Source organism: Spirillospora sp. NBC_01491 (assembly GCF_036227065.1).
Classification (GTDB): Bacteria; Actinomycetota; Actinomycetes; order Streptosporangiales; family Streptosporangiaceae; genus Spirillospora; species Spirillospora xylanilytica.
On the sequence record NZ_CP109432.1, the window covers coordinates 7,868,897 to 7,895,122 of the forward strand.

Annotated in this window: 22 protein-coding genes and 1 tRNA gene; 19 read left to right on the forward strand and 4 right to left on the reverse strand. The window is 72.9% G+C overall.

The genetic code is table 11. The annotated features are described in order from the left end of the window. The first annotated feature begins 34 nt into the window (after nucleotides 1–34). The 14 genes from trpC (at nucleotide 35) to OHA34_RS36630 (ending at nucleotide 18,053) form a co-directional block, all read left to right on the forward strand. Nucleotides 35–856 (forward strand): indole-3-glycerol phosphate synthase TrpC, encoded by an 822-nt coding sequence (gene trpC, locus OHA34_RS36565; protein WP_285936730.1) that lies wholly within the window; start codon nucleotides 35–37, stop codon nucleotides 854–856. A gap of 186 nt (nucleotides 857–1,042) precedes the next feature. After that, nucleotides 1,043–2,281: a tryptophan synthase subunit beta gene (gene trpB / locus OHA34_RS36570; RefSeq protein ID WP_285936729.1), complete on the forward strand. Its 1,239-nt coding sequence runs from the start codon at nucleotides 1,043–1,045 to the stop codon at nucleotides 2,279–2,281. After that, a complete protein-coding gene (trpA, locus tag OHA34_RS36575) occupies nucleotides 2,278–3,090 on the forward strand; it encodes a tryptophan synthase subunit alpha (protein ID WP_285936728.1) in 813 nt (270 codons plus the stop codon). Before trpB ends, trpA begins: the two co-directional genes overlap by 4 nt. A 202-nt stretch (nucleotides 3,091–3,292) precedes the next feature. Then, a complete protein-coding gene (locus tag OHA34_RS36580; protein ID WP_285936727.1) occupies nucleotides 3,293–3,787 on the forward strand; it encodes a vitamin K epoxide reductase family protein in 495 nt (164 codons plus the stop codon). A gap of 70 nt (nucleotides 3,788–3,857) precedes the next feature. Further along, nucleotides 3,858–4,634 (forward strand): DsbA family protein, encoded by a 777-nt coding sequence (locus tag OHA34_RS36585; RefSeq protein ID WP_285936726.1) that lies wholly within the window; start codon nucleotides 3,858–3,860, stop codon nucleotides 4,632–4,634. A 188-nt stretch (nucleotides 4,635–4,822) separates the two neighbouring features. Continuing rightward, nucleotides 4,823–5,611 (forward strand): DsbA family protein, encoded by a 789-nt coding sequence (locus OHA34_RS36590; protein ID WP_329520157.1) that lies wholly within the window; start codon nucleotides 4,823–4,825, stop codon nucleotides 5,609–5,611. Nucleotides 5,612–5,671: 60 nt separating this feature from the next. Beyond that, nucleotides 5,672–7,030, forward strand: a complete 1,359-nt coding sequence (gene lgt, locus OHA34_RS36595) for a prolipoprotein diacylglyceryl transferase (protein ID WP_329520158.1) — start codon at nucleotides 5,672–5,674, stop codon at nucleotides 7,028–7,030. A 10-nt stretch (nucleotides 7,031–7,040) separates the two neighbouring features. Next, the gene (locus OHA34_RS36600; RefSeq protein ID WP_285936723.1) at nucleotides 7,041–7,742 is read left to right on the forward strand and encodes a VIT1/CCC1 transporter family protein; all 702 of its coding nucleotides are present in this window, start codon (nucleotides 7,041–7,043) and stop codon (nucleotides 7,740–7,742) included. A gap of 69 nt (nucleotides 7,743–7,811) precedes the next feature. Further along, a complete protein-coding gene (locus OHA34_RS36605; protein WP_329520159.1) occupies nucleotides 7,812–8,618 on the forward strand; it encodes a hypothetical protein in 807 nt (268 codons plus the stop codon). Nucleotides 8,619–8,691: 73 nt separating this feature from the next. Then, complete coding sequence (locus OHA34_RS36610; protein WP_329520160.1) at nucleotides 8,692–9,930, forward strand: hypothetical protein; 1,239 nt, start codon at nucleotides 8,692–8,694, stop codon at nucleotides 9,928–9,930. A 411-nt stretch (nucleotides 9,931–10,341) separates the two neighbouring features. Continuing rightward, nucleotides 10,342–14,898 carry a glutamate synthase large subunit gene (gene gltB, locus OHA34_RS36615; protein WP_329520161.1) on the forward strand — a complete coding sequence of 1,519 codons (4,557 nt, stop codon included), beginning with the start codon at nucleotides 10,342–10,344 and terminating at the stop codon, nucleotides 14,896–14,898. A 15-nt stretch (nucleotides 14,899–14,913) separates the two neighbouring features. Continuing rightward, a complete protein-coding gene (locus OHA34_RS36620; protein ID WP_329520162.1) occupies nucleotides 14,914–16,377 on the forward strand; it encodes a glutamate synthase subunit beta in 1,464 nt (487 codons plus the stop codon). A 109-nt stretch (nucleotides 16,378–16,486) separates the two neighbouring features. Beyond that, nucleotides 16,487–17,062, forward strand: a complete 576-nt coding sequence (locus tag OHA34_RS36625; RefSeq protein WP_285936717.1) for a GNAT family N-acetyltransferase — start codon at nucleotides 16,487–16,489, stop codon at nucleotides 17,060–17,062. A 97-nt stretch (nucleotides 17,063–17,159) separates the two neighbouring features. Next, nucleotides 17,160–18,053, forward strand: a complete 894-nt coding sequence (locus tag OHA34_RS36630) for a hypothetical protein (RefSeq protein WP_285936716.1) — start codon at nucleotides 17,160–17,162, stop codon at nucleotides 18,051–18,053. 130 nt (nucleotides 18,054–18,183) lie between these two features. On the opposite strand, the gene OHA34_RS36635 is transcribed toward OHA34_RS36630, so the two are convergent. Then, nucleotides 18,184–19,620: a pyridoxal phosphate-dependent decarboxylase family protein gene (locus tag OHA34_RS36635; RefSeq protein WP_285936715.1), complete on the reverse strand. Its 1,437-nt coding sequence runs from the start codon at nucleotides 19,618–19,620 to the stop codon at nucleotides 18,184–18,186. Nucleotides 19,621–19,679: 59 nt separating this feature from the next. Here OHA34_RS36635 and OHA34_RS36640 point away from each other — a divergent pair, with 59 nt between their 5' ends. Further along, the gene (locus OHA34_RS36640) at nucleotides 19,680–19,949 is read left to right on the forward strand and encodes a metal-sensitive transcriptional regulator (protein WP_329520163.1); all 270 of its coding nucleotides are present in this window, start codon (nucleotides 19,680–19,682) and stop codon (nucleotides 19,947–19,949) included. A 60-nt stretch (nucleotides 19,950–20,009) separates the two neighbouring features. On the opposite strand, the gene OHA34_RS36645 is transcribed toward OHA34_RS36640, so the two are convergent. Then, nucleotides 20,010–20,720, reverse strand: a complete 711-nt coding sequence (locus OHA34_RS36645; protein ID WP_329520164.1) for a DUF6597 domain-containing transcriptional factor — start codon at nucleotides 20,718–20,720, stop codon at nucleotides 20,010–20,012. Between the two features lie 69 nt (nucleotides 20,721–20,789). Between OHA34_RS36645 and OHA34_RS36650 the strand changes: the two genes are divergently transcribed. Continuing rightward, on the forward strand, nucleotides 20,790–21,344 hold the full coding sequence (locus OHA34_RS36650) for a type 1 glutamine amidotransferase domain-containing protein (protein ID WP_285936711.1): 555 nt from the start codon (nucleotides 20,790–20,792) through the stop codon (nucleotides 21,342–21,344). Nucleotides 21,345–21,452: 108 nt separating this feature from the next. Continuing rightward, complete coding sequence (gene pyk / locus OHA34_RS36655; protein ID WP_285936710.1) at nucleotides 21,453–22,886, forward strand: pyruvate kinase; 1,434 nt, start codon at nucleotides 21,453–21,455, stop codon at nucleotides 22,884–22,886. A gap of 132 nt (nucleotides 22,887–23,018) precedes the next feature. Here the strand turns inward: pyk and OHA34_RS36660 are convergent, their stop codons facing one another. Together OHA34_RS36660 and OHA34_RS36665 are read right to left on the reverse strand one after the other, a co-directional pair. After that, complete coding sequence (locus OHA34_RS36660; protein ID WP_329520165.1) at nucleotides 23,019–23,804, reverse strand: helix-turn-helix domain-containing protein; 786 nt, start codon at nucleotides 23,802–23,804, stop codon at nucleotides 23,019–23,021. Between the two features lie 109 nt (nucleotides 23,805–23,913). Further along, nucleotides 23,914–23,987 (reverse strand) — tRNA-Leu (locus OHA34_RS36665). Nucleotides 23,988–24,081: 94 nt separating this feature from the next. Here OHA34_RS36665 and OHA34_RS36670 point away from each other — a divergent pair. After that, a complete protein-coding gene (locus OHA34_RS36670) occupies nucleotides 24,082–24,702 on the forward strand; it encodes an ANTAR domain-containing response regulator (protein WP_329520166.1) in 621 nt (206 codons plus the stop codon). 329 nt (nucleotides 24,703–25,031) lie between these two features. Continuing rightward, nucleotides 25,032–26,207, forward strand: coding sequence for a branched-chain amino acid ABC transporter substrate-binding protein (locus OHA34_RS36675; protein WP_285936708.1), 1,176 nt, complete (start codon nucleotides 25,032–25,034; stop codon nucleotides 26,205–26,207). Nucleotides 26,208–26,226: the final 19 nt, after the last annotated feature.

Below are 26,226 nucleotides of genomic sequence, written 5' to 3' on the forward strand. Positions count from 1 at the left end.
TGCACGGATCGACCGGAAAATAGGGGGCCCAGGCGTGAGCGAGCAGAGCGCGAGCGTGCTCGACGAGATCATCGAAGGCGTCCGGGCCGATCTCGCCGAAAGGCAGCGAGAGGTCTCGCTCGAGGCCCTCAAGGAGCGCGCCGCCGCGGCGGCGCCCCCCATCGACGCGCTGGCGGCGCTCCGCGGCCAGGGTGTGTCGGTGATCGCCGAGGTCAAGCGCAGCAGCCCGTCCAAGGGCGCGCTGGCCGCGATCGCCGACCCGGCGGCGCTGGCCCGCGACTACGAGGCCGGCGGCGCCAAGGTGATCAGCGTGCTGACCGAGCGCCGCCGCTTCGGCGGCAGCCTCGACGACCTGGCCGCGGTCCGCGCCAACGTCGGCGTCGCGGTGCTGCGCAAGGACTTCGTCGTCACCTCCTACCAGCTCTGGGAGGCCCGCGCCTACGGCGCCGACGTGGTGCTGCTGATCGTCGCCGCGCTGGAGCAGGACGCGCTGGTGTCGCTGGTCGAGCGGGCCGAGTCGATCGGCCTGCTCCCGCTGGTCGAGGTGCACAACGAGGAGGAGCTGGCGCGTGCCCTGGACGCGGGCGCCAAGGTCGTCGGGGTCAACGCCCGCGACCTGCGCACCCTCCGGGTCGACCGGGAGGTCTTCCGCCGGGTGGCGCCGCTGATCCCCAAGCACATCGTCAAGATCGCCGAGTCCGGTGTGCGCGGTCCGCACGACCTGCTCGCCTATGCCGCCCACGGCGCCGACGCCGTCCTGGTCGGCGAGAGCCTGGTCGTCGGCGGCGACCCGCGCGCCGCCGTCGCCGACCTGGTCGCCGCGGGCGCCCACCCGGCGCTGCGCCAGAGCGGCTGAGCCGGGCGCGGGCGGTCCGGGCGAGCAGCGGAAACGAGTAAAGTACGGCCATGCGGAAGGAACCGCCGACGGAGGCGGGCCCCCGGCGGGGGCCGGAGACGACACTGCGCGAACGATGGCGGGGCTGGCCCACGTCCCACTGACAGACAGCCAGCCATCCACACGCACGACAGGACGTTCTCCCTCATGACCACCGACCCCGCGCGCGGCGGCCCCGCCGTGCCCGTGCCCGACGTCACGGGCCATTTCGGCCTGTACGGCGGGCGGTTCGCCCCCGAGGCCCTGATGGCCGCGCTCGACGAGCTCACCCACGAGTTCGAGACCGCGCGCAAGGACCCCGAGTTCACCGCCGAACTGGCCGACCTGCTCAAGAACTACGCCGGCCGGCCCAGCCTGCTGACCGAGGCCCCGCGGTTCGCCGAGCACGCCGGCGGCGCCCGGATCCTGCTCAAGCGCGAGGACCTCAACCACACCGGCTCACACAAGATCAACAATGTGCTCGGCCAGGCGCTGCTCGCCAAGCGGATGGGCAAGCGGCGGGTGATCGCCGAGACCGGCGCCGGCCAGCACGGCGTCGCCACCGCGACCGCCGCGGCGCTGCTCGGCCTGGAGTGCACGATCTTCATGGGCGAGGTCGACACCGAGCGGCAGGCCCTCAACGTCGCCCGGATGCGGATGCTCGGCGCCGAGGTCGTCCCGGTCAAGGCCGGCAGCCGCACCCTCAAGGACGCCTGCAACGAGGCGTTCCGCGACTGGGTCGCCACCGTCGACCACACCCACTACTGCGTCGGCTCCACCATGGGCCCGCACCCGTTCCCGATGATGGTCCGCGAGCTTCAGCGGATCATCGGCGTCGAGGCCCGCGAGCAAGTGCTGGAGCTCACCGGCCGGCTGCCCGACGCGGTCGTCGCCTGCGTCGGCGGCGGATCCAACTCCATCGGCGCCTTCCACGCCTTCATCCCCGACGCCTCGGTCCGGCTCTGCGGGTTCGAGGCCGCCGGCGACGGCGTGGAGACCGGCCGGCACGCCGCCACGATCACCGGCGGCTCGGTCGGCGTCATCCACGGCATGCGCACCTACCTGCTCCAGGACGACGACGGCCAGACCATCGAGTCGCACTCGATCTCGGCCGGGCTCGACTACCCCGGCGTCGGCCCCGAGCACTCCTGGCTGTATGACACCGGCCGCGCGGAGTACCGGCCCATCACCGACGCCGAGGCGATGGAGGCGTTCGCGCTGCTGTGCCGCACCGAGGGCATCATCCCGGCGATCGAGTCCGCGCACGCGCTGGCCGGCGCGATCAAGCTCGGCAAGGAGCTCGGCCCGGACGGCACCCTGCTGGTGTGCCTGTCCGGCCGCGGCGACAAGGACATGCACACGGCCGCCGAGTACTTCGGCCTGATGCCGGAGGGTGAGGGCCGATGAGCGTCCAGGACGCCTACGACAAGGCCGCGGCCGAGGGGCGCGCCGCGCTCGTCGGCTACCTGCCCGCCGGGTTCCCCAGCTACGAGGGCGCCATCGCCGCCGCCACCGCCATGGTGGAGGCCGGCTGCGACGCCATCGAGATCGGGCTGCCCTACACCGACCCGATGATGGACGGGCCCACCATCCAGGACGCGGTGCACCAGGCGCTGCTCGGCGGCATCCGCGTCGCCGACGTGTTCCGCACCGTCGAGGCCGTCGCCGCCACCGGCGTCCCGACCCTGGTGATGACCTACTACAACCCGGTCGACCACTACGGCGTCGACGCGTTCGCCCGCGACCTGAAGTCGGCCGGCGGCGCCGGGCTGATCACCCCCGACCTCACCCCCGAGGAGGCCGGCCCCTGGCTCGAGGCCGCCGACGCGCACGACCTCGACAAGGTGTTCCTCGTCGCGCTCAGCTCCACCGACGAGCGGATCGAGAAGATCACCGAGGTCTGCCGGGGCTTCGTGTACGCCGCCTCGCTGATGGGCGTCACCGGTGCCCGCACCGCCATCGACACCGGCGCCCCGCGGCTGGTCGAGCGCACCCGCACGGTCCTGGCCAAGAGCGGATCGGCGCTGCCGGTCGGCCTCGGCCTCGGCGTCGGCAACGGCGTCCAGGCGGCCGAGGTGGCCCGCTTCGCCGACGGCGTCATCGTCGGCTCGGCGTTCATCCGCCGGCTGCTCGACGCGCCCGACGAGCGCGCCGGGCTGGCCGGGGTCCGCGACCTGACCGCCGAGCTCGCCGAGGGCGTCCGCAAGCGCGGCTGAACCCGTACGGGCCGCCGTGCCGGACGCCCCGTCCGGCACGGCGGCCCGGCCGGGCCCGGGCGTTCACGCGACTCGCCGCCGGGGCCGTCCGGTTCGGGGCCGCCCCGCGGGCGCTCTCCCGTAGGCTGAGTGTTCGCCGGCGGCGGGCCGTGCCCGGCCCGGCCCAGCGGATCAGGCCGCGCGGCGGCCCGGGAGGATCACGATGACGCAAGAGATAACGGCGCGGGACGGCGGCGAGACGACCGCGGAACCGTCCCGCCCGCTGTGGTTCCAGGCCCTCGCCTGGCTGCTGACCCTCGCCGGGCTCGGCATCTCGGTCTACCTCACCGTCAGCCACTACGACGCCGACGTCGCGCTACTCTGCTCGGCCACCGGCAGCGTCGACTGCCACGCCGTCACCACCAGCAGCTACTCCGAGCTCGCCGGGATCCCGCTGCCGCTCCTCGGCCTGCTGTTCTTCGTCGCGTTCGCGGCGCTGATCACCCCGTGGGCGCTCCGCTCCGGACTGCCCGCGCTGCGCTGGGGACGGCTCGCGAGCGCCGCGGTCGGCGTGCTGTTCGTGGTCTACCTGGTGACCGTGGAACTCGCGGTGCTGCATAAGATCTGTCTGTGGTGCACCGGGGTGCACATCCTCACTATCCTGCTGTTCATCCTCGTCCTGGTCGACGAGTTCCGGCGGATCGGCCAGGTCGACTAGCGGCCGAGCAGCACCGCCGGTCCGGATCGCGCCGCTCGGGCGCGGCCACCATCACCGCATAGGAGTGCCAATGAGCAAGGCCGCACGGGAGCGGTCCGCGAGGGAACGCCTGGCCGTAGAGCGCAAGCGGCAGGCCGCGCGGGACAAGCAGCGGCGGCTGCTCACCATCGTGCTCGGCGCGGTGGTCGCGGTGGCGGTCGTGGTGGTGGCGGTCGTCATCATCATGGACCAGCGGGACAAGGGCATGCAGCACGCGACCGCGCACAAGGGCGCGCTGCCGCCGGTCACCCGCGAGGCCGACGGGTCGATCGTGCTGGCCAAGGCCGGCGTGACCAAGCCGCTCCTGGAGGTCTTCGAGGACTTCCAGTGCCCCATCTGCCAGGAGATGGAGAAGAGCAGCGGCAAGACCATCCAGAAGCTGGCCACCGAGGGCAAGGTCAAGGTCGTCTACCGGCCGTTCCACCTGTTCGGCGGGCAGCAGGACCCGGTCAAGACCAACTCGCTGCGCTCGGCCGCCGCCGCGCTGTGCGTCCCCGCCGACAAGTGGGTCTCCTACCACGACGCGCTGTTCGAGTTCCAGCCGGCCGAGGGCTCGAAGGGCTTCGCGCCCAAGGACCTGGTCCGGTGGGGCAAGGAGGTCGGCATCACCGACGCCGGGTTCGACAAGTGCGTGACCGACATGCAGAAGAAGCCCCAGGTCGACACGATGACCGACTACGCCCTGAAGACCCGCAAGGTCGAGGGCACCCCCACGGTCTTCCTGGACGGCAGGCAGCTCGACCTCCAGAAGGAGATCATGTCGCCCGGCGCCCTGGAGGCCGTGATCACCGGCGCGTCCGGCAAGTGACCCGCTGAGCCGCCGACCGGCTGACCGGCCGGCCCGCTGACCTGCCGGCCTCACCGGCCTGACCGCCGATCCGCGCGGTGGTCCGCGCCGTTCCCGCCCGGGGCGGCGCGGCACCCGCCGCCCGCCCCGCCCCCGGCCTACCCTCGTACCTGCGGTTACGCAGGGTGATGGGGCCGATCGGGGGATCGATGAGCAAGCCCGGCAGGGATCGTTCGGCACGGCAGCGGCTCGCGGCGGAGCGGTCGCGGCAGGCGGCGCGGGAGAGGCGGCGCCGGCTGCTGCTGGTCGTGGTCGGCGCGGTCGCCGCCGCCGCGGTGGTCGTGGTGGTCGTGGTGGTGGTCCTCACCCGGGACGGCGGCGGCGGCAAGCCCGCCCCCGCCTACACCGGGGCCCTCGCGCCGACGTCCAGGCAGTCCGACGGGGCGGTGGTGATGGCCCGGCCCGGCGTCGCCCGGCCGGTCCTCCAGATCTTCGAGGACTTCCAGTGCCCGATCTGCAAGGACCTGGAGGACAGGCAGGGCCCGACGATCAAGGAGCTGGCCGCCGCGGGCAAGGTCAAGACGGTCTACCGGCCGTTCCAGCTCTTCCAGCAGGAGCCGCTGTCGGGCAACTCCCGGCGCGCGGCGAACGCGGCGGCGTGCGCCCCGGCCGACCGCTGGATCCAGTACCACGACCAGATCTACGCCCACCAGCCGGCCGAGGGCGACAAGGGCTTCGCCGACCCCGACCTGATCACCTGGGCCGGCGCCGTCGGCATCTCCGGCGCCCCCTTCACCACCTGCGTGGACAAGGCGCAGAAGACCGCGGAGGTCGACCGGGCCACCGCCTACGCCGAGCGCGCCGGGGTCACCGCCACCCCGTGGCTCACCCTGGACGGCGCCAAGCTGTCCGGCGAGGTGCTCGCGTCTCCGGACGCACTGAGGAAGGCGATCGAGGACGCCGGCCGGAAGTCCCCGGGCGGGGGCGCCCCGTCCTGACCGGGCGGTGATCGGGAGACGTGCGGCCCCCACTCGCCGGAGGCGGTAACGTCATCGCTCATGCAGCCGCTCGCCTTCATCCCGAGTCCTTCTCAGGGCGTCTGGCACCTCGGGTTCATCCCGCTGCGCGCCTACGCCATCATGATCATCATTGGCATCGTCGTCGCGGTCTGGCTGGGCGAGCGGCGCTGGGCCGCCAAGGGCGGCGCCCCCGGTGTGATCATCGACGTCGCCGTCTGGGCGGTGCCGTTCGGCCTGGTGGGCGGGCGGGTCTACCACGTCGCCACCGACTACCAGCACTACTTCGGCGACGGCCACGACCCGATCAACGCGCTGAAGATCTGGGAGGGCGGCCTCGGCATCTGGGGCGCGGTGGTGCTAGGCGCGGTCGGCGCGGTGATCGGCTGCCGGCGGCGCGGGATCTCGGTGCTGGCGCTCGGCGACGCCGTCGCGCCCGGGATCGTGCTCGCGCAGGCGATCGGCCGCTGGGGGAACTACTGGAACCAGGAGCTGTACGGCCGTCCGCTCGACACGTTCTGGGCCCTGAAGATCGACCCGGCGCACCGGCCCCGGCTCTCCGACGGCAGCCTGAACCCCAAGTACGCCGACATCGCCACCTACCACCCCACCTTCCTGTACGAGTCGCTGTGGTGCGTGGGCGTCGCGATCCTGGTGATCTGGGCGGACCGCCGCTTCTCGCTCACCCACGGCCGCTCCTTCGCGCTGTACGTGGCGGCCTACACCGTCGGCCGGTTCTGGATCGAGTGGCTGCGCATCGACGACGCCCACCAGATCCTCGGGCTGCGCCTCAACGACTGGACGGCCCTGATCGTCTTCGTCGGGGCCGTCGGCTACCTCTACTGGGCCCGCAACCGCACCGGTCCCGAGAACGTCGGCCGTCCCGCGGAGGAGACCGGCGACGTCGCGACTTCCGCGGACGCCGTCGTCCTCGAGAAGCCCGCCGAGGAACCCGCGGAGACCAAGCCGAAGGACGAGCCCGAGCTCGAGCCCGGGCCGAAGGACGAGGCCACCGCCGACGACAAGCCGGAGCCGGACCCGGAGCCGGAGTTGGAGCCGGAGGCGAAGGTGGAGGACGAGCCGGAGCCCGAGGCGGCCACGGAATCCGAGCCGGAGCCCGAGGCGAAGGTGGAGGACGAGCCCGAGGTGGTCCCGGAACCCGAGCCGGACGCCGAGGCCAAGCCGGAGCCTGAGGCCAAGGCCGAGCCCGAGGTGGAGGCCACGGCTGAGCCCGAGCCCGAGCCCGAGCCCGAGCCCGAGGCTGAGGCTGAGAGCAAGCCCGAGCCGGAGGCCGAGGGCGACCCTGGGGACGGGGCCGTGAACGGGGCCGGGAAGAATGAGGGCGAGGGCGGCACCGCGGCGAGCGCGGGCAAGGGGGGGTCCGTCACGGACCCCAAGTGAGGGGACGGGCGTGGCCGCGGAGATCCATCACCAGCACCGGGACGTCACGGGCGGCTGGCTGCGGCCGGCGGTGTTCGGCGCGATGGACGGGCTGGTCTCCAACTTCGCGCTGATCGCGGGGATCGCGGGCGGCCAGGCGAGCCAGAAGGTGGTGCTGCTGGCCGGCCTGGCGGGCCTGGCGGCGGGCGCGTTCTCCATGGCGGCGGGCGAGTACATCTCGGTGGCCTCCCAGTCCGAGCTCGCCGAGGCCGAGATCGAGATCGAGCGGCTGGAGCTGGTGCGGCACCCGGGGGCCGAGGCGCGCGAGCTGGCCGAGGTCTTCGAGTCGCGCGGGGTCGACCCGGACGTGGCGGCGGAGGTCGCGCGGCAGCTCTCGAAGAACCCCGACGAGGCCCTCCAGGTGCACGCCCGCGAGGAGCTCGGCGTGGCGCCGGGCGACCTGCCGTCGCCGCTGCTGGCGGCGGGCTCGTCCTTCCTGTCGTTCGCGCTGGGCGCGCTGCTGCCGGTGCTGCCGTACCTGCTCGGCGCCACCAGCCTGTGGCCCGCCGCGGTGGTCGCCGGGCTGGGGCTGTTCTCGGCCGGGGCGCTGGTGTCGCGGGTGACGGCCCGCGCCTGGTGGTTCAGCGGGACGCGGCAGCTCGGGTTCGGCGCCGCCGCGGCGGCGATGACCTACGGGGTGGGCGCGCTCATCGGCGGTGGCGGCGGGGCGTGACGCCGGCCAATCTGGATGAATCGACCTTTTGGGCGCGCGAGAGGTGGTCGGCCCGATAGGCTCCCGGCTGTGATCGAGGCGCGTGACACAGGGTCCTCTCAGGCGGACCGGCAGGACGGCGGCCAGGACTTCTGGCCGGAGGACAAGCCCGGCCGCGAATCCGGCGGGAAGCGTCCCGGCGGCAAGCTGCTGATCTACGGCGCCGCGGCCGTCGCGGTCGTGATCGCCGCGGTGGTGGCGGGCGTGGTCCTGATGACCGGGGGCGACGACGACGAGGCTCCCGCGGGCAAGACCGGCAACGGCAAGCAGGCGCTGCCGACCGCCTACACCCCGGACTACGACGGCGACGGGATGAGCAAGATCGCGCGGCGCGCGGCCGACCAGCGCCCGGTCACCGAGGGCGAGGCGTTCACCGCCGACGCCAAGACCGTCAAGTCGGGCAAGTTCACCTTCGGCCTGGCCGGCTCGCAGGTCTCGGGCGACTGCAAGGCGGTCACCTGGGGCCAGCGGCTCCAGGCCGACCTCGCCCGGCACGGCTGCACGCAGATCGTGCGCGGCGCCTACGTCAGCCCGGACAAGAAGTACGCCGGCCAGTTCTTCCTGATCAACATGGAGAACGAGGACGGCGTCCACCAGGTCCTGCGCGACCTGGACCGCGACTCCGGCGCCGGGTTCGTGCTGCCGCTGACCGCGCCGGGCGCGCCGGCGTTCGGCTCCGGGTTCAGTGCCGCCTACGCCAAGACGTTCGGGCACTACGCGGTGGTCACCTGGGTGCAGCGGGCCGGCGGCGCGCAGCCCGCCTCGCTGAACGAGATGATCGACGCGAGCCTGGCCATCGAGAAGCCCGCCGACTTCGTGTGGGGGCGTTTCAGTTGATCGGCGAGCGGGCCCCGCACCCGGCCCCGGCGGCACCGGCCGGGCGTCCGGCCCGCGGGCGGTAGATTCCCCCGTGGAGCACGACGAGCCCGGCCGCCGCCCCGGCCGTCCCCGCCGGGGCGCGGCGCCCCGTGGCGGCGAGCGGCAGCCGGCCCCGCGCGGATCCGCGCGGCGGGGCGGATCGTCCCGCCGCACGCCGCCCGCGCGCGGTGGCGCCCCTCGCGGGGGGCGTCCCGAACGCCGTCGCCGCCCGGCTCCTCGGGACGAGGCCGGGTACGCCGCCCCGGAGCAGGAGACGTTCGACGCCTACGACCCCTACGAGCAGCCCTACGACGCCGATGAACCGGCCGGGCCGGAGCCGGAGCACGGGCCGGAGCCCGAGGGGCGCGGCGGCGCCGGGCCGGGCCGGGGCGGTCGCGGCGGGCGGCCGGGCCGGTCCGGGAAGAGCGGCAAGGGCGGCAAGGCGTCCGGCCGGGGCGGGAAGAGCGGCAAGGGTGGCAAGCGGCCGGCCGAGAACGGCGGGCGGCCCGGTGGGCGCGGCGGTTCCGGCGGCGGTCCGACCGGGCCGCGCCTGTACTTCGGGGCCGCCGCCGGGCTGGGCGTGATCGTGGTCCTCGCTCTCGTCCTGGTCGCGGTGACCGGCTCGGACGGGAAGGACGGGAAGGGCGCGGCCGTCCAGGATCCGGGGCGGGGCACGACGATGGGGCAGCCCGCGGCGAGCGGCCCGTCCCCCTCGTCCTACTCCAGCTCGCCGTCCGCCGCCGCCTACCGGGCGATCGAGCGGCGGTCGGCCGACACCGCGCCGCTGACGGTGGGGGAGCTGTTCCCCTCGTCCGCCGCGGCGATCTCGGGGCTGGACGGCAAGGCGCGGCCGACCCTGCGCGAGAAGCGGCTGGACGGCGACTGCGCCGCTGCGGTCTGGGGCACCGGCACCGCCACGTCGCTGCGCGCGGGCGGGTGCTCGCAGGCGGGCCGCGGTGTCTACGCCGACACCAAACGGGGTTATGCCCTGTCGGTCACAGTGTTCAACCTGGCCGCGGCGGCGGACGCCGACCGGGTCGTGGACGCGCTGGGCCGGGGACGGGGCGGCGGTTTCGTCCGGCCGGTGCCCGCCGGGCCGCCGCTGGACCGGTTCGGCCGCGGGTACGGCATGGCGCGCGGGCTGGCGATGGGCCACTTCGCGGTGGTGGCGTGGGCGCAGCGCCTCGACGGCAACGGCGACGAGCGCGACGAGACGCTGCTGTCGCTGCTGATCGAGGGCGGCAAGTCGCCCGCCGTCCTCGGCCGGGCGGCCCGCACCACCACCGGCTAGCCGGTGCTTCCAAGCCCGGCCCGGCCTCCTCGCCTGGCGGCTCGGACGCCGACCCCCCTCGGGCGAGCGCGGCATTGCTCCGCGACTTGGCCGCCGCCCAGCGGCACCGCCGCCCCGGCGCCGTGGATCGGTGCATCATTCGTGCACGTTTTGGGTGTCACAGGGTAAACGTCCCCTATCGGTGAGGATGATCACCGAGGTCAGGACGTTTTGCCGGGAGACGTCGTCGGTATCCTGGTCTAAACCACTCAGAGATGACGCACAGGCGATCGAGGAGAAGAAGTTTCGCGATCCGGTCGAGTCGGGCATGATCCCGACAGTGATGTAATGTCATCTCACCGCAGCAGGGCCAACGTCGTCCCGCGACTGCACTGACATCGAAGCAGTGACACGAAGACGACGGGAGGGTTGATGGCTGCTGCTGCCCTCACGCCGGGCGCCCCCAAGAACCAGGGGCTGTACGACCCGGCCAACGAGCACGACGCCTGCGGCGTCGGCATGGTGGCGGACCTGCACGGTCGAAAGAGCCACGACATCGTTCAGAACGCCCTGACCGTCCTGAAGAACCTGGATCACCGGGGGGCGGTCGGCGCCGAGCCGGACGACGGCGACGGCGTCGGCGTCATGCTCCAGATCCCGGACGCGTTCTTCCGCGAGGTCTGCGATTTCGCGCTTCCCGAGGCCGGCTCCTACGCCGCCGGGATCGCCTTCCTGCCCACCGACGACGCCGAGCGCGCCGCGGCGGTCGCCCACATCGAGGCGCTCTGCGCCGAGGAGGGCCTGACCCCCCTCGGCTGGCGCGACCTCCCGCACGACCCCGCCTTCACCGGGCCCGCCGCGCGCCGGGTCATGCCCTACTTCGCGCAGTTCTTCGTGGCCCCCGCCGCGGACGGCCCGCACGCCGGCGAGACCGGGCTGAGGCTCGACCGCGCCGTGTTCTGCATGCGCGAGCGCGCCGAGCAGGACGTCCGGGTGTACTTCCCGAGCCTGTCCAGCCGCACCATCGTGTACAAGGGGATGCTGACCACCCCGCAGCTGGAGCCGTTCTTCCCCGACCTGTCCGACCGCCGCTTCACCAGCGCCATCGCGCTGGTGCACTCGCGGTTCTCGACCAATACCTTCCCGGCGTGGGAGCTGGCCCACCCCTACCGGTTCATCGCGCACAACGGCGAGATCAACACCGTCAAGGGCAACCGGAACTGGATGCGGGCCCGCGAGGAGCTGCTCCGGTCCGACCTGATCCCGGGCGACCTGTCCCGGATCTACCCGGTGATCGACATCGTGGCCAGCGACACCGCCTCGTTCGACGAGTGCCTGGAGCTGCTGCACCTGGGCGGCCGGTCGCTGCCGCACGCGGTGCTGATGATGATCCCCGAGGCGTGGGAGAACCACGCCGAGATGGACCCGGCGCGGCGCGCGTTCTACGAGTTCCACTCCACCCTGATGGAGGCGTGGGACGGCCCCGCCAGCGTCAGCTTCACCGACGGCACCGTGGTCGGCGCGGTCCTGGACCGCAACGGGCTGCGGCCCGGCCGCTACTGGGTGACCCGCGACGGCCTGGTCGTCCTGGCCAGCGAGGCGGGCGTGCTGGACATCCCCGCCGACCAGGTCGTGCGGAAGGGCCGGCTCCAGCCGGGCAAGATCTTCCTGGTCGACACCGAGGCCGGCCGGATCGTCGAGGACGACGAGGTCAAGGCCGAGCTCGCCGCCGAGCACCCCTACGAGCAGTGGCTGCACGAGGGCCTGGTCCGGTTCGAGGAGCTGCCGCAGCGCGAGCGGGAGATCCCGACGCACGACACGCTGGTCAAGCGGCAGCAGATCTTCGGGTACACGCTCGAGGAGCAGCGGATCATCCTGGCCCCGATGGCCGCCAGCGGCGCCGAGCCGATCGGCTCGATGGGCACCGACACTCCGATCGCGGTGCTGTCGGAGCGGCCCCGGCTGCTGTTCGACTACTTCAAGCAGCTCTTCGCGCAGGTCACCAACCCGCCGCTGGACGCGATCCGCGAGGAGCTGGTCACCTCGCTCCAGTCCACGCTCGGCCCGGAGGGCAACCTCCTGGAGCCCGGCCCGGACTCGTGCCGGCGGCTGGTGCTGCCCACCCCGATCCTCGACAACGACGAGCTCTCCAAGATCATCCACATCGATGACGAGGGGTCGCTGCCGCACCTGGCCGCGCACGTCGTGCACGGCCTGTACGAGGTGTCCGGCGGCGGCGAGGCCCTGGAGGCCCGGCTCGAGGAGATCTGCTCGGAGGTGTCCCGGGCCATCGCGGCCGGCGCGCGGATCATCGTGCTGTCCGACCGCGGCTCGGACTCGGCCCACGCCGCGATCCCGGCGCTGATGCTCACCGGCGCCGTGCACCACCACCTGATCCGGGAGAAGACCCGCACCCGGGTCGGCCTGGTGATCGAGACCGCCGAGGCGCGCGAGTGCCACCACATGGCGCTGCTCATCGGGTACGGCGCGTCCGCGATCAACCCCTACCTGGCGATCGAGACCGTCGAGGACCTGGCCCGCGGCGGCGACATCGCCGGCGTCGACCCGGCCAAGGGCGCCCGCAACCTGGTGAAGGCGTACGGCAAGGGCGTCCTCAAGGTCATGTCGAAGATGGGCGTGTCGACCGTCGCGTCCTACACCGGCGCGCAGATCTTCGAGGCGATCGGGCTCGGCGAGGAGGTCATCGCCCGCTGCTTCACCGGCACCACCTCCCGGCTCGGCGGCGTCGGCTTCGAGGTCCTCGCGCGCGAGGTCGCCGAACGGCACGAGCGCGGCTACCCGGCCGGCGGCAACGAGGCGCCGCACCGCACGCTGGAGATCGGCGGCGAGTACCAGTGGCGCCGCGAGGGCGAGCCGCACCTGTTCAACCCCGACACGGTGTTCAAGCTCCAGCACGCCACCCGCACCCGCCGCTACGAGATCTTCAAGGAGTACACCGCCAAGGTCGACTCACAGGCCGAGAAGCTGATGACGCTGCGCGGCCTGTTCCGGCTGGACGGGTCGGACCGCACCCCGGTGCCGATCGACGAGGTCGAGCCGGCCGCCGAGATCGTCAAGCGGTTCTCCACCGGCGCGATGTCCTACGGGTCGATCTCCGCCGAGGCGCACGAGACCCTCGCGATCGCGATGAACCGGATCGGCGGCAAGTCCAACACCGGCGAGGGCGGCGAGGACCCGATCCGGTTCGTCCCGGACGAGAACGGCGACCTGCGGCGCAGCGCGATCAAGCAGGTGGCCTCCGGCCGGTTCGGGGTGACCTCGGAGTACCTCACCAACGCCGACGACATCCAGATCAAGATGGCGCAGGGCGCCAAGCCCGGCGAGGGCGGCCAGCTCCCCGGTCACAAGGTCTACCCGTGGATCGCCAAGACCCGGCACTCCACCCCGGGCGTCGGGCTGATCTCGCCGCCGCCGCACCACGACATCTACTCCATCGAGGACCTCGCCCAGCTCATCCACGACCTGAAGAACGCCAACCCCGCGGCGCGCGTGCACGTCAAGCTCGTCGCCGAGGTCGGGGTCGGCACGGTCGCGGCCGGGGTGTCCAAGGCGCACGCCGACGTGGTGCTGATCTCCGGGCACGACGGCGGCACCGGCGCCTCGCCGCTCACCTCCCTCAAGCACGCCGGCGCGCCCTGGGAGCTCGGCCTCGCCGAGACCCAGCAGACGCTGCTGCTGAACGGGCTGCGCGACCGGATCGTGGTGCAGGCCGACGGGCAGATGAAGACCGGCCGCGACGTGATCGTCGCCGCGCTGCTCGGCGCCGAGGAGTTCGGCTTCGCGACCGCGCCGCTGGTGGTGTCGGGCTGCATCATGATGCGGGTCTGCCACCTGGACACCTGCCCGGTCGGCGTCGCCACCCAGAACCCGGTGCTGCGGCAGCGGTTCGCCGGCAAGCCCGAGTTCGTGGTCAACTTCTTCGAGTTCATCGCCGAGGAGGTCCGCGAGTACCTGGCCGCGCTCGGATTCCGGTCGCTGGACGAGGCGATCGGGCACGTCGAGCTGATCGACGCGCACCGCGCGGTCGACCACTGGAAGGCGTCCGGGCTGGACCTCGCCCCGATCCTGCACGCCCCGGACGGGACCCGCGACGCGGCCCTGCACCGGGTCGCGGCCCAGGACCACGGGCTGGAGAAGGCACTGGACAACACGCTGATCCAGCTCGCCGAGGGCGCCCTGGCGTTCGGCGACAAGGTCCGGCTCGACCTGCCGATCCGCAACGTCAACCGCACGGTCGGCACGATGCTCGGCCACGAGGTGACCCGCAAGTGGGGCGGCGGCGGGCTGCCCGACGACACCGTCGACGTCACCTTCACCGGCTCGGCGGGCAACTCGTTCGGCGCGTTCCTGCCGAGCGGGGTGACGCTGCGGCTGGTCGGCGACGCCAACGACTACGTCGGCAAGGGCCTGTCCGGCGGGCGGCTGATGCTGCGTCCCCCGGCCGAGGCGTCGTTCGCGGCCGAGGAGCAGATCATCGGCGGCAACGTGATCCTCTACGGCGCCACCTCGGGCGAGCTGTTCGCCCGCGGCGTGGTCGGCGAGCGGTTCTGCGTCCGCAACTCCGGCGCCGTCGCCGTCGTCGAGGGCGTCGGCGACCACGCCTGCGAGTACATGACCGGCGGCCGGGCGCTGATCCTCGGCGGCACCGGCCGCAACCTGGCGGCCGGGATGTCGGGCGGTATCGCTTACGTGCTCGACCTGATCCCCGAGCGGGTCAACCCCGACATGGTCGACCTCGAGCCGCTGGACGGCGACGACCTGGCGTTTGTCGCGACGCTGACCGAGCGGCACCTGGCCGAGACCGGCTCGGTCGTCGCGGCCGGTCTGCTGGCCGGCTGGGACGCCGCCGGCACCCGATTCACCAAGATCATGCCGCGGGACTACCGCCGCGTGCTGGAGGCCATGGCACGGGCCGAGGCCGAGGGACGCGACGTCGACGAGGCCATCATGGCCGCCGCGCAGAGCTGAGAGGGGGACCCACCCATGGCCGACCCGAAGGGCTTCCTGAACGTGGCGCGGGAGCTCCCCGAGCGCCGCCCGGTGGACGTGCGGATCAAGAGCTGGTCGGAGGTGTACGAGGACTTCGGCGCAGACCGGCTGGAGAAGCAGGCCAGCCGCTGCATGGACTGCGGCATCCCGTTCTGCCACGAGGGCTGCCCGCTCGGCAACCTGATCCCCGAGTGGAACGACCTGGTGTACCGCGGCGACTGGCGCGAGTCGATCGAGCGGCTGCACGCGACCAACAACTTCCCCGAGTTCACCGGCCGGCTGTGCCCGGCCCCGTGCGAGAGCGCCTGCGTCCTCGGCATCAACCAGGACCCGGTGACGATCAAGCGGGTCGAGGTCGAGATCATCGACCGGGCCTGGGCGGAGGGCTGGGTGCGCCCGCAGCCGCCCGCGGTCCGCACCGGCAAGCGGGTCGCGGTGGTCGGCTCGGGGCCCGCGGGCCTCGCCGCCGCGCAGCAGCTCACCCGCGCCGGGCACGAGGTGAAGGTGTACGAGCGGGCCGACCGCGTCGGCGGCCTGCTCCGCTACGGCATCCCCGAGTTCAAGATGGAGAAGCGGCACCTCGACCGGCGCGTCTCCCAGATGCGCGCCGAGGGCACCGACTTCAAGGCCGGCGTCAACGTGGGCGTCGACATCACCGGCGACGAGCTGCGCGCGGCCAACGACGCGGTCGTCCTGGCCGGCGGCGCCACCGTCTGGCGCGACCTGCCCGTCCCCGGCCGCGAGCTGAACGGCGTCCACCAGGCGATGGAGTACCTCCCGCCGTCCAACAAGGTGCAGGAGGGCGACCTGGAGGTCTCGCCGATCTCCGCCGCGGGCAAGGACGTGGTGGTCATCGGCGGCGGCGACACCGGCGCCGACTGCGTCGGCACCGCCCTCCGGCAGGGCGCCGCGTCGGTCACCCAGCTCGAGATCATGCCGATGCCGCCGTCGTCGCGGCCGGGCTCGCAGCCCTGGCCGACGTACCCGATGCTGTTCAAGATGGAGAGCGCCCACGAGGAGCTCGCCAGCCGGGGCGGCGACCGGGTCTACGCGGTGTCCACCACCGAGTTCGTCGGCGACGCCGACGGGAACCTGCGCGCGATCAGGCTGGTGGAGGTCGGCGGCCCCGAGACCGGCTTCGCGCCGGTCGAGGGCAGTGAGCGGGAGATCCCCGCGCAGCTCGTCACTCTCGCGATGGGCTTCCTCGGCCCGCAGCGCGAGGGCCTGCTGGAGCAGCTCGGCGTCGAGCTCGACCAGCGCGGCAACGTGGTCCGCGACGACGCCTACGCCACCACCGTCGGCGGCGTGTTCGCGGCCGGCGACATGGGCCGCGGCCAGTCGCTGATCGTGTGGGCTATCGCCGAGGGCCGCGCCGCCGCCAGCGGCGTCGACGCGTTCCTGACCGGGCGGACGACGCTGCCCTACCCGATCCCGCCGACCGCCCGTCCGATGGCCTGACGGCCCGTCCGATCCGCTAGCCTGATCGGCGATCAGACACCTTCCCGCCGCGTCCCGCCGCCCGTTCACCCGGGCGCCGGGCGCGGCGGTTCGTATGTGGGGGGACCACATGCCCGTCCGGCAGACCGACGTGACCACCTGGTACCTGGAACAGCGGGATCCGGCCGAGCTGCGCCCGGCCCGGCCGCCCGCCGACCCCGCGGGCGTCGTCCGCGCCGAGGTGCCGAGCCCCGAGCTGAGCCGCTTCCTCTACACCGCGGTCGGCGGCGACTGGTATTGGACCGACCGCCTCTGCTGGTCGTACGAGCAGTGGCACAACTGGCTCGACCGGCCCGGCGTCGAGACCTGGATCGCCTACCTGAAGGGGACGCCCGCCGGGTTCGCCGAGCTGGACCCGCAGCCGGACGGGCAGGTCGAGATCGCCTGCTTCGGCCTGCTGGGCGCCTTCACCGGACGGGGGCTCGGCGGGCAGCTCCTCACCGCCGGGACGGCCCGCGCCTGGGACCTGGCCGATCGCTGGCCCGGCCGCAAGCCCACCGAACGAGTGTGGCTGCACACCTGTTCGAACGACGCCCCCGCCGCGCTGCGCAACTACCAGGCGCGCGGCTTCCGGGTGCACGACGTCCAGACCAGGTCCGAGGCCCTCGACCACCGCCCGCCCGGCCCCTGGCCCGGCGCGCGCTGACGGTCCCGCCGGCGCCCGCCCCGGCGCCCTCCCGGGGCCCGGCGGGATTTCCCGGAGCGGGGTACGGCTGCGTGTTCATTCGCGTACCGTCCGTCATATGCCGAAGTCACACGGTCGCAAACAGTACAGGAGCAGCCGTCCGCGGGGCCGGTCGGGCGATCCGCGCAAGCAGCCCGCCGCGCACCTGACCGCCCGCTGTGAGCGGATCTTCGCGCGGATCTCCGGCATCGCCGGGCCCGGCACCGCCGCCGAGGAGCAGTCGGTGCCCCGGCTGCTGCCCTCGGTGCTGGAGCTGACCGCGGCGCAGCGCGGCGAGCCGTTCGACGACTGCCTCGCCGCCTGCGAGACGCTGCGGCACGCCTACACCCTGGTCGGCATCGCCGCCGAGACGCGCGCCGTCGACCTGTACGTGCGCGACCGCACGACCGGCTCGGGCGTGCTGCACGGCACGCCCGACCCGTCCTGGACCGGTCCGAGACACGACGGGCACTGCGCGGTGTGGCTGCCCGGGGCCCGGATGTTCGTCGACCCGACCGTCGAGCGGTTCCCCGAGGTGGCCCGGCTCGGCGTCGGCCCCGTCTTCGGCCGCTCCCTGGCCGTGCTGGGCGAGCCCGCCGCGCTGGCGCGGGCCGAGGAGGGCGCGCTCCCCGCCGGCGCCGAGCTGAACATGGACCGCGAGCACCTGCTGCTCATGTACAACGTCGCCGACGAGCGGGCCACCCGGGTCCTGCTCGGCCACCCGCGCGTCGCGAGCCGCGCCGACGACCTGCGCCGGGCCGGCGCCAACCTGGCCGGGCTGTCGCTGGAGGCGCTGCGCGTGCTCGGCTCGTGGGACGAGGCCCGCACGGGCACGCCCTACCCCAAGGTCCGCGCCTACCTGGAGGCCCTGGACGGCAGCCCCTGCCTCACCGGCGACCCCGACGTCCGCTTCCTGGTCCGGGGCCTCGGCGGCATCGAGAGGCGGCTCCGCCTCGACGAGGTCCCGCTCTGACCCGCCCCCGGAACGCCGGAGGAGTCCCGCGGGCGCCGGAGCGGAGCCCGGGGCGCCCGGGGGACGGGCCGGGAGCGGGCGGCGGTGCCGCGGCCGGTCAGAGGGCCGCGCGGACGCCGTGGGCGGCCGGTCAGAGGGCCGCGCGGACGGCGGGGCCCAGCTCGCGCACGACCTCGACCAGCAGCTCCACGTCGCCGGGCGTGGTGCGCCAGTTGAGCGACGCGGGCCGGAACACCGTCATGCCCCGGAACACCGACGTCCCCGCATACACCCGGCCGTCGGCGAGGAGTGCCTCGCCGAGCCGCGCGTTCAGCTCGTCCAGCCGGTCCTCGGGCACGCCCGGCGGCCGGTAGCGGAAGCACACCACGCACAGCCGCACCGGCGCGAGCAGCTCCAGGTCGGGGGACCGCTCGACCAGCGCGCCCAGGTGGGCCGCCACGTCCAGGTGCCGCTCCACCATCTCCCGGTGGCCCTCGCGGCCGTAGGCGCGCAGCGTCGCCCAGATCGGCAGCGCCCGCGCCCGCCGCGACGACTCCGGGCCCAGCATGTTGTAGCTGATCCTCTCGTCGTCGGCCTCCGGCAGGTACGCCGCGGGCATCGCGCCGAACGCCGCGCTCATCAGCGCGGGATCGCGGACGAACGAGAACCCGCTCTCGTAGGGCACGTTCAGCCACTTGTGCCCGTCGGAGGTCACCGAGTCGGCCAGCTCGACGCCCCGCGCCAGGTGCGCCGTACGCGGCGACAGCGCCGCGAACAGGCCGAACGCGCCGTCGACGTGCAGCCAGGCCCGGTACCGCCGGGCGAGACCCGCCATCTCGGCGATCGGGTCGGAGTCGCCGCCGTTCACCTCGCCGAGGTTGGCGACGATCACCGCTGGGGCGCCGTCCAGCGCGGCCAGCGCCGCCTCCATCGCGGGCAGGTCGATCCGTCCCGCGTCGTCGCGCGCGAACGTGCGCAGGGTGTCGCGCCCGCAGCCGATGATCTGGAGCGCCTTGCGCGTGCTGACGTGCACCAGCCCGCTGCTGAACACCGGCATCCGCGGCAGCCCGGCCAGCCCGTGTGCGCTCACGTCCGCCCCGTGCCGCTCCGCCCACCAGTACCGCGCGCAGGACAGCCCGGTCACGTGCGCGAGCGTCGCGCTCGGCGTCAGGACCGCGCCGTACGAGGAGGGTAGGCCGAACAGGTCCTTGAGCCACCGCAGCACGATCGTCTCGGTGCGGGCCGCGAACGGCGAGGCGGGCCACAGCCCCGACGCCTGGTCCAGCAGCGAGGTGATCCAGTCGCCGGCCATCGCCGCGGGCGTCGAACCGCCCACCACGTAGTGGAAGAACCGGGGGCCGGTCGAGTGGGTGCCGGTCTCCGTGCCCACCCGCAGCAGCCGCTCCACGCTCGCCAGCGTGCCGTCCCCGCGTTCTGGCAGAGGCCCGTCGAGCTCGTCCATCAGCGCGTCCCGGTCCCGGTCGTGGACGCGCCGTTCCGCCAGGGAGTCCAGGTAGGGCCCGGCCGCCCGTGCCACCACGTTGAGTGCCGCCGCGGCCAGGGGCTGTTCGTCGAGTGGATCGCTCATCCGGCCAGTGAAGATCACGAATCGGGCGGGGCCTATACCCTCAGGGGTATGGTTCCCGTATGGAGATGAAGCCGGAAATGGTCGGAGATGCGGTGGTCCGGCTGCGCCGGGCCCAGGGCCAGCTCGCCGGAGTGATCAACATGATCGAGGCCGGCGAGGACTGCCGGGCGGCGCTCACCCAGCTCGCCGCGGTCTCCCGCGCACTGGACCGCGCCGGATACCGCCTCGTCGCCGGCGGCATGCGGCACTGCCAGACGGTGCGCGCGCAAGGCGGCGAGCCCCCGATGACCGACGCGGAGCTGGAGAAGCTCTTCCTGTCCCTGGCCTGACCGGCCGGCCCCGCCCCGTCCTCCGTCACCGGGACGGGGGCGATCGACGCGGCCCGCTGCTCACAGCAGCGCGCGGATCGGCTCCCCGGCCAGAGCACGGACCTCATGCGCCAGATGCGGCTGATCGGCGTAGCCCGCCGCGTACGCCACGTCCGCCAGAGGCCGCCCCGCCCGCGCCATGCCGAGGGCACGCTGGAAGCGCAGCACCCGCTGCAACGTCTTCGGCCCGTACCCGAACGCCGCGAGCGCCCTGCGCCGCAACTGCCGCTCTCCCAGGCCGAGATCATCGGCGACGGCCCGCACCGGGCTCCGCGCCAGCCCCGCCACCATCGCCGGGACCAGAGGATCACCGGCCCCGCCCGCCGCCGCCCGTGCCGCCGCCGCCCGCGCGAGCACCGCCCCCGGATCGGCGGCCCCGGCCATGGCCGCCCCCAGCCGATCGGCCTCGGCGCCCCACAACTCGCGCAACGGCACCCGCCCGTCCCGCACCGCGTCGGCGGGCACGCCCAGAGCCGGCGGCGCCAGCCCCGGCCCGAACCGCACCCCGACCAGCGCGTCACCCGGCTCGATCACCGCCGGCACCGGGCCGGTGTCGGGACCCGCCACCCGCACCTGCGCGTCCCGCCGCCACCAGACCAGGTCGACGCAGCCGTCGGGCACCACCCGCTGGACGAACGGCGCCGCCGCGTCCGCCCGCAGCTCCGCCGTCCACACGCACACCAGGCCCGGCCACTGCGGCGCCGGAACCTCCCGATAGCCGCTGGGGTTCACGCCCCCTGCATACCACCCCCGCAACAGGGCAGGTCCAGGGAGGACCGACCGAGATAGAGGGGGCACCCGATGGCAACGGAGCTGAAGGACAGGACGATCGCCTTCCTGTGCGCGCCCGAGGGCACCGAGCAGGTCGAGCTCACCGAACCGTGGAAGGCCGTCGAGCGGGCCGGGGGAGCCCCGCGCCTGGTCTCCACCCAGTCCGGCCGCATCCAGGGGTACGACCACCTCGACCGGGCCGACACCTTCTCGGTCGACACCACCGTCGACGTCTCCGGCCACACCGAGTTCGACGCGCTCGTCCTGCCCGGCGGCGTCGCCAACCCCGACTACCTGCGGATGAAGCCCGAGGCCGTCGCGTTCGTCAAGGCGTTCTTCGACGCCGGCAAGCCCGTCGCGGCCATCTGCCACGCGCCCTGGACCCTGATCGAGGCGGGCGTCGTCCGCGGCCGGACGCTCACCTCCTGGCCGAGCCTGCGCACCGACCTGAGGAACGCCGGGGCCACCTGGGTCGACGAGGCGGTCCAGATCTGCGAGAGCGGCCCCAACACCCTCCTCACCAGCCGCCGCCCGGACGATCTCGACGCCTTCGGCGAGGCCGCCGTCCGGGTCTTCGCGGACTGACCGCGCACCGGTGGTCTAGACCGTTGAGCTAGACCAATCGGTGAACCTTGGACGACCGCATCCTGCACGAATATCAGTACTGGCAGGTAACTAAGTACCGTTGTGCACGTGACCCGTCGAGCGAAAATTGTCAGCACCATCGGTCCCGCCTGCTCCGGCAGCGAGCAGATCGCCGCCCTCGTCGACGCCGGCGTCGACGTCGCCCGGCTCAACATGAGCCACGGCGAGCACGCCGGCCACGAGGAGGTCTACCACCGCATCCGCGCGGCCGCGGACGCCGCCGGCCGCGGCGTCGGCATCCTCGCCGACCTCCAGGGACCCAAGATCCGCATCGGCCGCTTCCCGGACGGCCCCGTACGGCTCACCCTCGGCGACGAGTTCACCGTCACCACCGAGGACGTCCCGGGCACCCGCAAGGAGGTCTCCACCACCTACCAGGGCCTCCCCGGCGACGTCGGCCCCGGCGACAGCGTGCTCATCGACGACGGCCGCGTCGCCCTCCAGGTCGTCGAGGTCGACGGCCCCCGCGTGCGCACCAGGGTGACGGTCGGCGGCATGGTCTCCGACAACAAGGGCCTCAACCTCCCCGGCGTCCCCGTCAGCGTGCCCGCCCTCACCGCCAAGGACGAGGAGGACCTGCGCTGGTCGCTCCGCCTCGGCGTCGACATGGTCGCCCTGTCCTTCGTTCGCACCCCCGCCGACGCCGATATCTGCTATCAGATCATGGAGGAGGAGGGCGTCCGCGTCCCGCTCATCGCCAAGATCGAGAAGCCGCAGGCCGTCGACCTCCTGCCCGAGATCGTCGCCGCCTTCGACGGCATCATGGTCGCCCGCGGCGACCTCGGCGTCGAGCTCCCCCTCGAGCAGGTCCCGATCGTGCAGAAGCGCGCCATCGAACTGTGCCGCGAGAAGGCCCGCCCGGTCATCGTCGCCACCCAGATGCTCGAATCGATGATCTCCGCCCCGCGCCCCACCCGCGCCGAGACCTCCGACGTCGCCAACGCCGTCTTCGAGGGCGCCGACGCCGTCATGCTCTCCGGCGAGACCAGCGTCGGCCAGTACCCCATCGAATCCGTCCGCACGATGAGCCGCATCGTCGAGACCGCCGAGCAGGCCGCGCTGCACGCCACCCACACCCTCGAGCGGATGCCCGAGACGGTCGGCGGCGCCATCGCCCGCGCCGCGGCCGAGGTCGGCGCCATCGTCGGCGCCGAGGGCCTGGTCGCCTTCACCATGTCGGGTGAGACTGCGCGCCGGCTGTCCCGCTACCGCTCGCCCATCCCGCTGCTGGCCTTCACCTCGGTGCCCGCCGTCCGCGGCCGGCTGGCCCACGTGTGGGGCGTCGAGACCTTCATCGTCCCCCAGGTCGACCACACCGACGACATGGTCCGCCAGGTCGAGCAGGCCCTCCTGGAGATCGGCCGCTGCCAGAAGGGCGACCGCGTCGTGGTGGTCGCCGGCTCGCCCCCCGGCACCCCCGGCTCCACCAACGCCCTGCGCGTCCACCGCATCGGCGAGGCCATCACGATGAACCAGCACTGACCCACCGCGGCCCCGGCGCCGATCCGGCGCCGATCCGGACGGGGCGACCCTCCACGCCCCGTCCCGCGCCGGGCCCCGCTCCATCACCGGATGATCTCAATTCGAGATCACTCCGGACACCGGGGGCGCCGCTCAGTACTTCGGCCCGACGAACTCGTCCAACCGGGCCACCGCCGCCCTCCGTGCGACGCTGACGTTCATCGCGTTCATCTGCCTCCAGGGCACGTCCAGCCGATCCAGCGCAGCCGTGAAGATCCGCTGGATGTCCGGCGACCTGTTGGTGAAGGTGTAGCGCGGATAGGTGTAGAAGCGATCGCCGCCCTTGAGCGGCCGCCTGACCCGGTTCAGGCTGCGGCAGCCGTCCGAGTGGATCAGCCCGCGGACGAGTTCCTCGGTGAACTCGTCGACGATCTCCTGCTGCCACGCCTCCAGCGCGATGCGACGCGCGTGCTTCTTCCCAGGCCCGTGCTGGGGGAAGAGGCACGGCCAGTGCTTGGACTGGCTGTTCACGTCGACGGCGCCGGAGACGTGGCGACGGTGGACCTTGGACCGCGGCAGGACCGCGGCCATCGAACAGGCGGCGGCTTCGACGAGTCCCGGCCAGCCGGCGCAGCAGCTCAGGGAGAGTCGGAAGCAGCCCTTGGCCGTGGCGACGATGTGACCGTCGCCCAGGTAGACGCCGAGCAGATACGCGTATTTCCGGCGGTCGAGCGGGCGCCCGAAGCAGCGCGGGCAGTCGCGTTTGACGCGTCCGTCCCACCGCTCCGGGAATGCGGGATCACGGCTGCCCCGCCTCGTCCCGTAGCGCCATTTGCGCACCGCCGCGACGGAGACGCCGCAGATCTGAGCGATCGTGCGGTCGGAGAGCCCGTCTCTGGACAGCCGCAGAGCCTCATTGACGATCGCCGCGTCGTACATGCCCGCATCGTCGCGCCGACCACTGACAGTTTCGGGGACGCTGCGGAGAGTTCCGCTCCGGCGTGCGCGAGCCGGTGGCCGGGGGTGGTGGGGGTCGTGAGATGGAGGGTGCCCCGAGTGGGACTCGAACCCACACTGAACGGTGTTTGAGACCGCATCCTCTACCGATTGGGATATCGGGGCTTTCTGTCCACAAAGTGGACATTTGTGGTGTTAGGGCAGCCCTCGTGATGTTGCCGACCTGCCGGAGACCAGGATAGCCCGTCCCGGTAGTCTCGTGCTCGTGACGGAGAGCGCTCGGCGAGTTGTGATCGCAGAAGATGAGGCCCTGATCCGCCTCGACCTCAAGGAGATGCTTCAGGAGGACGGCTACGAGGTGGTCGGCGAGGCCGGGGACGGCGAGACGGCCGTCCGGCTGGCCGCCGAGCTCAAGCCCGATCTGGTGATCCTCGACGTCAAGATGCCGGTGCTCGACGGGATCTCCGCGGCCGAGCGCATCTCGGCCGACCGGATCGCGCCGGTGGTCATCCTCACCGCGTTCTCCCAGCGCGAGCTGGTGCAGCGGGCCACCGACGCGGGCGCGATGGCCTACCTGGTCAAGCCGTTCACCAAGACCGACCTCGCGCCCGCGATCGAGATGGCGGTCAGCCGCTACACCGAGATGCGGGCGCTGGAGGCCGAGGTCGCCGGGCTCCAGGACCGGCTGGAGACGCGCAAGGTGGTCGAGCGGGCCAAGGGGCTGCTCCAGCAGGCGAACGGCTGGAGCGAGCCGGACGCGTTCCGCTGGATCCAGAAGACCTCGATGGACCGCCGGCTCTCCATGCGCGCGGTCGCCGAGGCGGTCGTCGCGGGTGCCACCGGTGGCGGAGCCGGGCAGGACGAGCCCGCCGCGGGCTGACGCACAGGCGTGGAGCGGGGCCTCAGGGCCGGGGCGCGGGACCGGCGGACCGAAAATATCACCGATCGTGACGATCGGGTCGCGCACGGGCGCCGGCGTGCGCCGGAATCGGTCACCGTGGGTCATTGTGCCTGGCGGCACGGGGGACCGGATGGGCACGGAGCCGTAACGAACGAGTAACCCTTCTATCCGGGGGTGCTGATCTGGGCTAGGCAGTCGGTGTACGACATACCTGGTCCCCGGCTGACCGTTTCCTCCTTCCGAGATTCGGTGTCGGGCAAAACTCGTACCCGATCCTCTCCCGGATCCGGATGGAAAGGTTGGGCACCTTGCGGCGCAACAAGATGAGGGTCACCGTCGCGGCGGCGGCGAGCGCGGTGCTCGCGCTCGGCCTGGTGGCGTGCAGTGACGACGGCGGCTCCGGCGGGGGTGGCGGCGACGAGGTCACCATCGGGTTCATGGGGGACCTGACCGGGGAGAACTCGGGCCTGGTCATCCCGCCCAAGCAGGGCGCCGAGCTGGCCTTCGAGCAGTACAACGCGACCAACCCCAAGGTCAAGATCAAGTTCAAGACCTACGACAGCCAGGGCAAGCCGGAGCAGGCGACCACGCTGGTCCAGGGCGCGATCAAGCAGGACAAGATCGCCGGCCTGATCGGCCCGGCGTTCTCCGGCGAGTCGCAGAGCGCCAACCCGATCCTGGACGAGGCGAAGGTCCCGAGCGTCACGCCCTCGGCGACGCAGATCACGCTGGCCGAGAAGGGCTGGAAGTACTGGCACCGGGTGGTGGCCGACGATGCGGTGCAGAGCGCGGGCGTGGGCGAGTTCGCCCTCCGGGCGCTGAAGGCCAAGAAGGTCTTCACCGTGTCCGACAACCAGGAGTACGGCAAGGGCCTGGCCGACAACGTCGGCAACGCGGTCAAGCCGAAGGGCGTGCAGGTCCAGTCCGACGCGGTGGACGACAAGGCGACCGACTACTCCTCCACCGTCAACAAGATCGTCCAGTTCAAGCCCGAGCTGGTCTACTTCGGCGGGTACTACGCGGTCGCGGGCCGGCTGTTCAAGCAGCTCAAGGAGGCCGGCTACACCGGCAAGATGATGTCGGGCGACGGTTCGCTGGCCACCGGCCTGATCGAGGGCGCGGGCGAGAAGAACGCGCAGGGCGCGCTGCTGAGCTGCGGCTGCCTGATCGACGCCGAGGGCAAGACCAACGAGAAGGCCAAGAAGTTCGCCACCGACTACAAGACCAAGTTCGGCTCCGAGGTCGCGATCTACTCGACCGAGGGCTTCGACGCGGCGACGGCGTTCATCGAGGCGGTCAAGGCCGGCAAGACCTCCACCGAGGACATCAACACCTTCCTCAAGACCCTGAGCTTCCAGGGTGTCGGCAAGCCGATCAAGTTCGACGACAAGGGCGAGCTGGCGGCGCAGGACATCTTCGTCTACGAGGTGAAGGGCAACAAGCTGCCCCTGCTCGGCAGCAGTAAGGACGCGCAGGTCTCGTAGCGAAGCGGCGGTCCGGCGC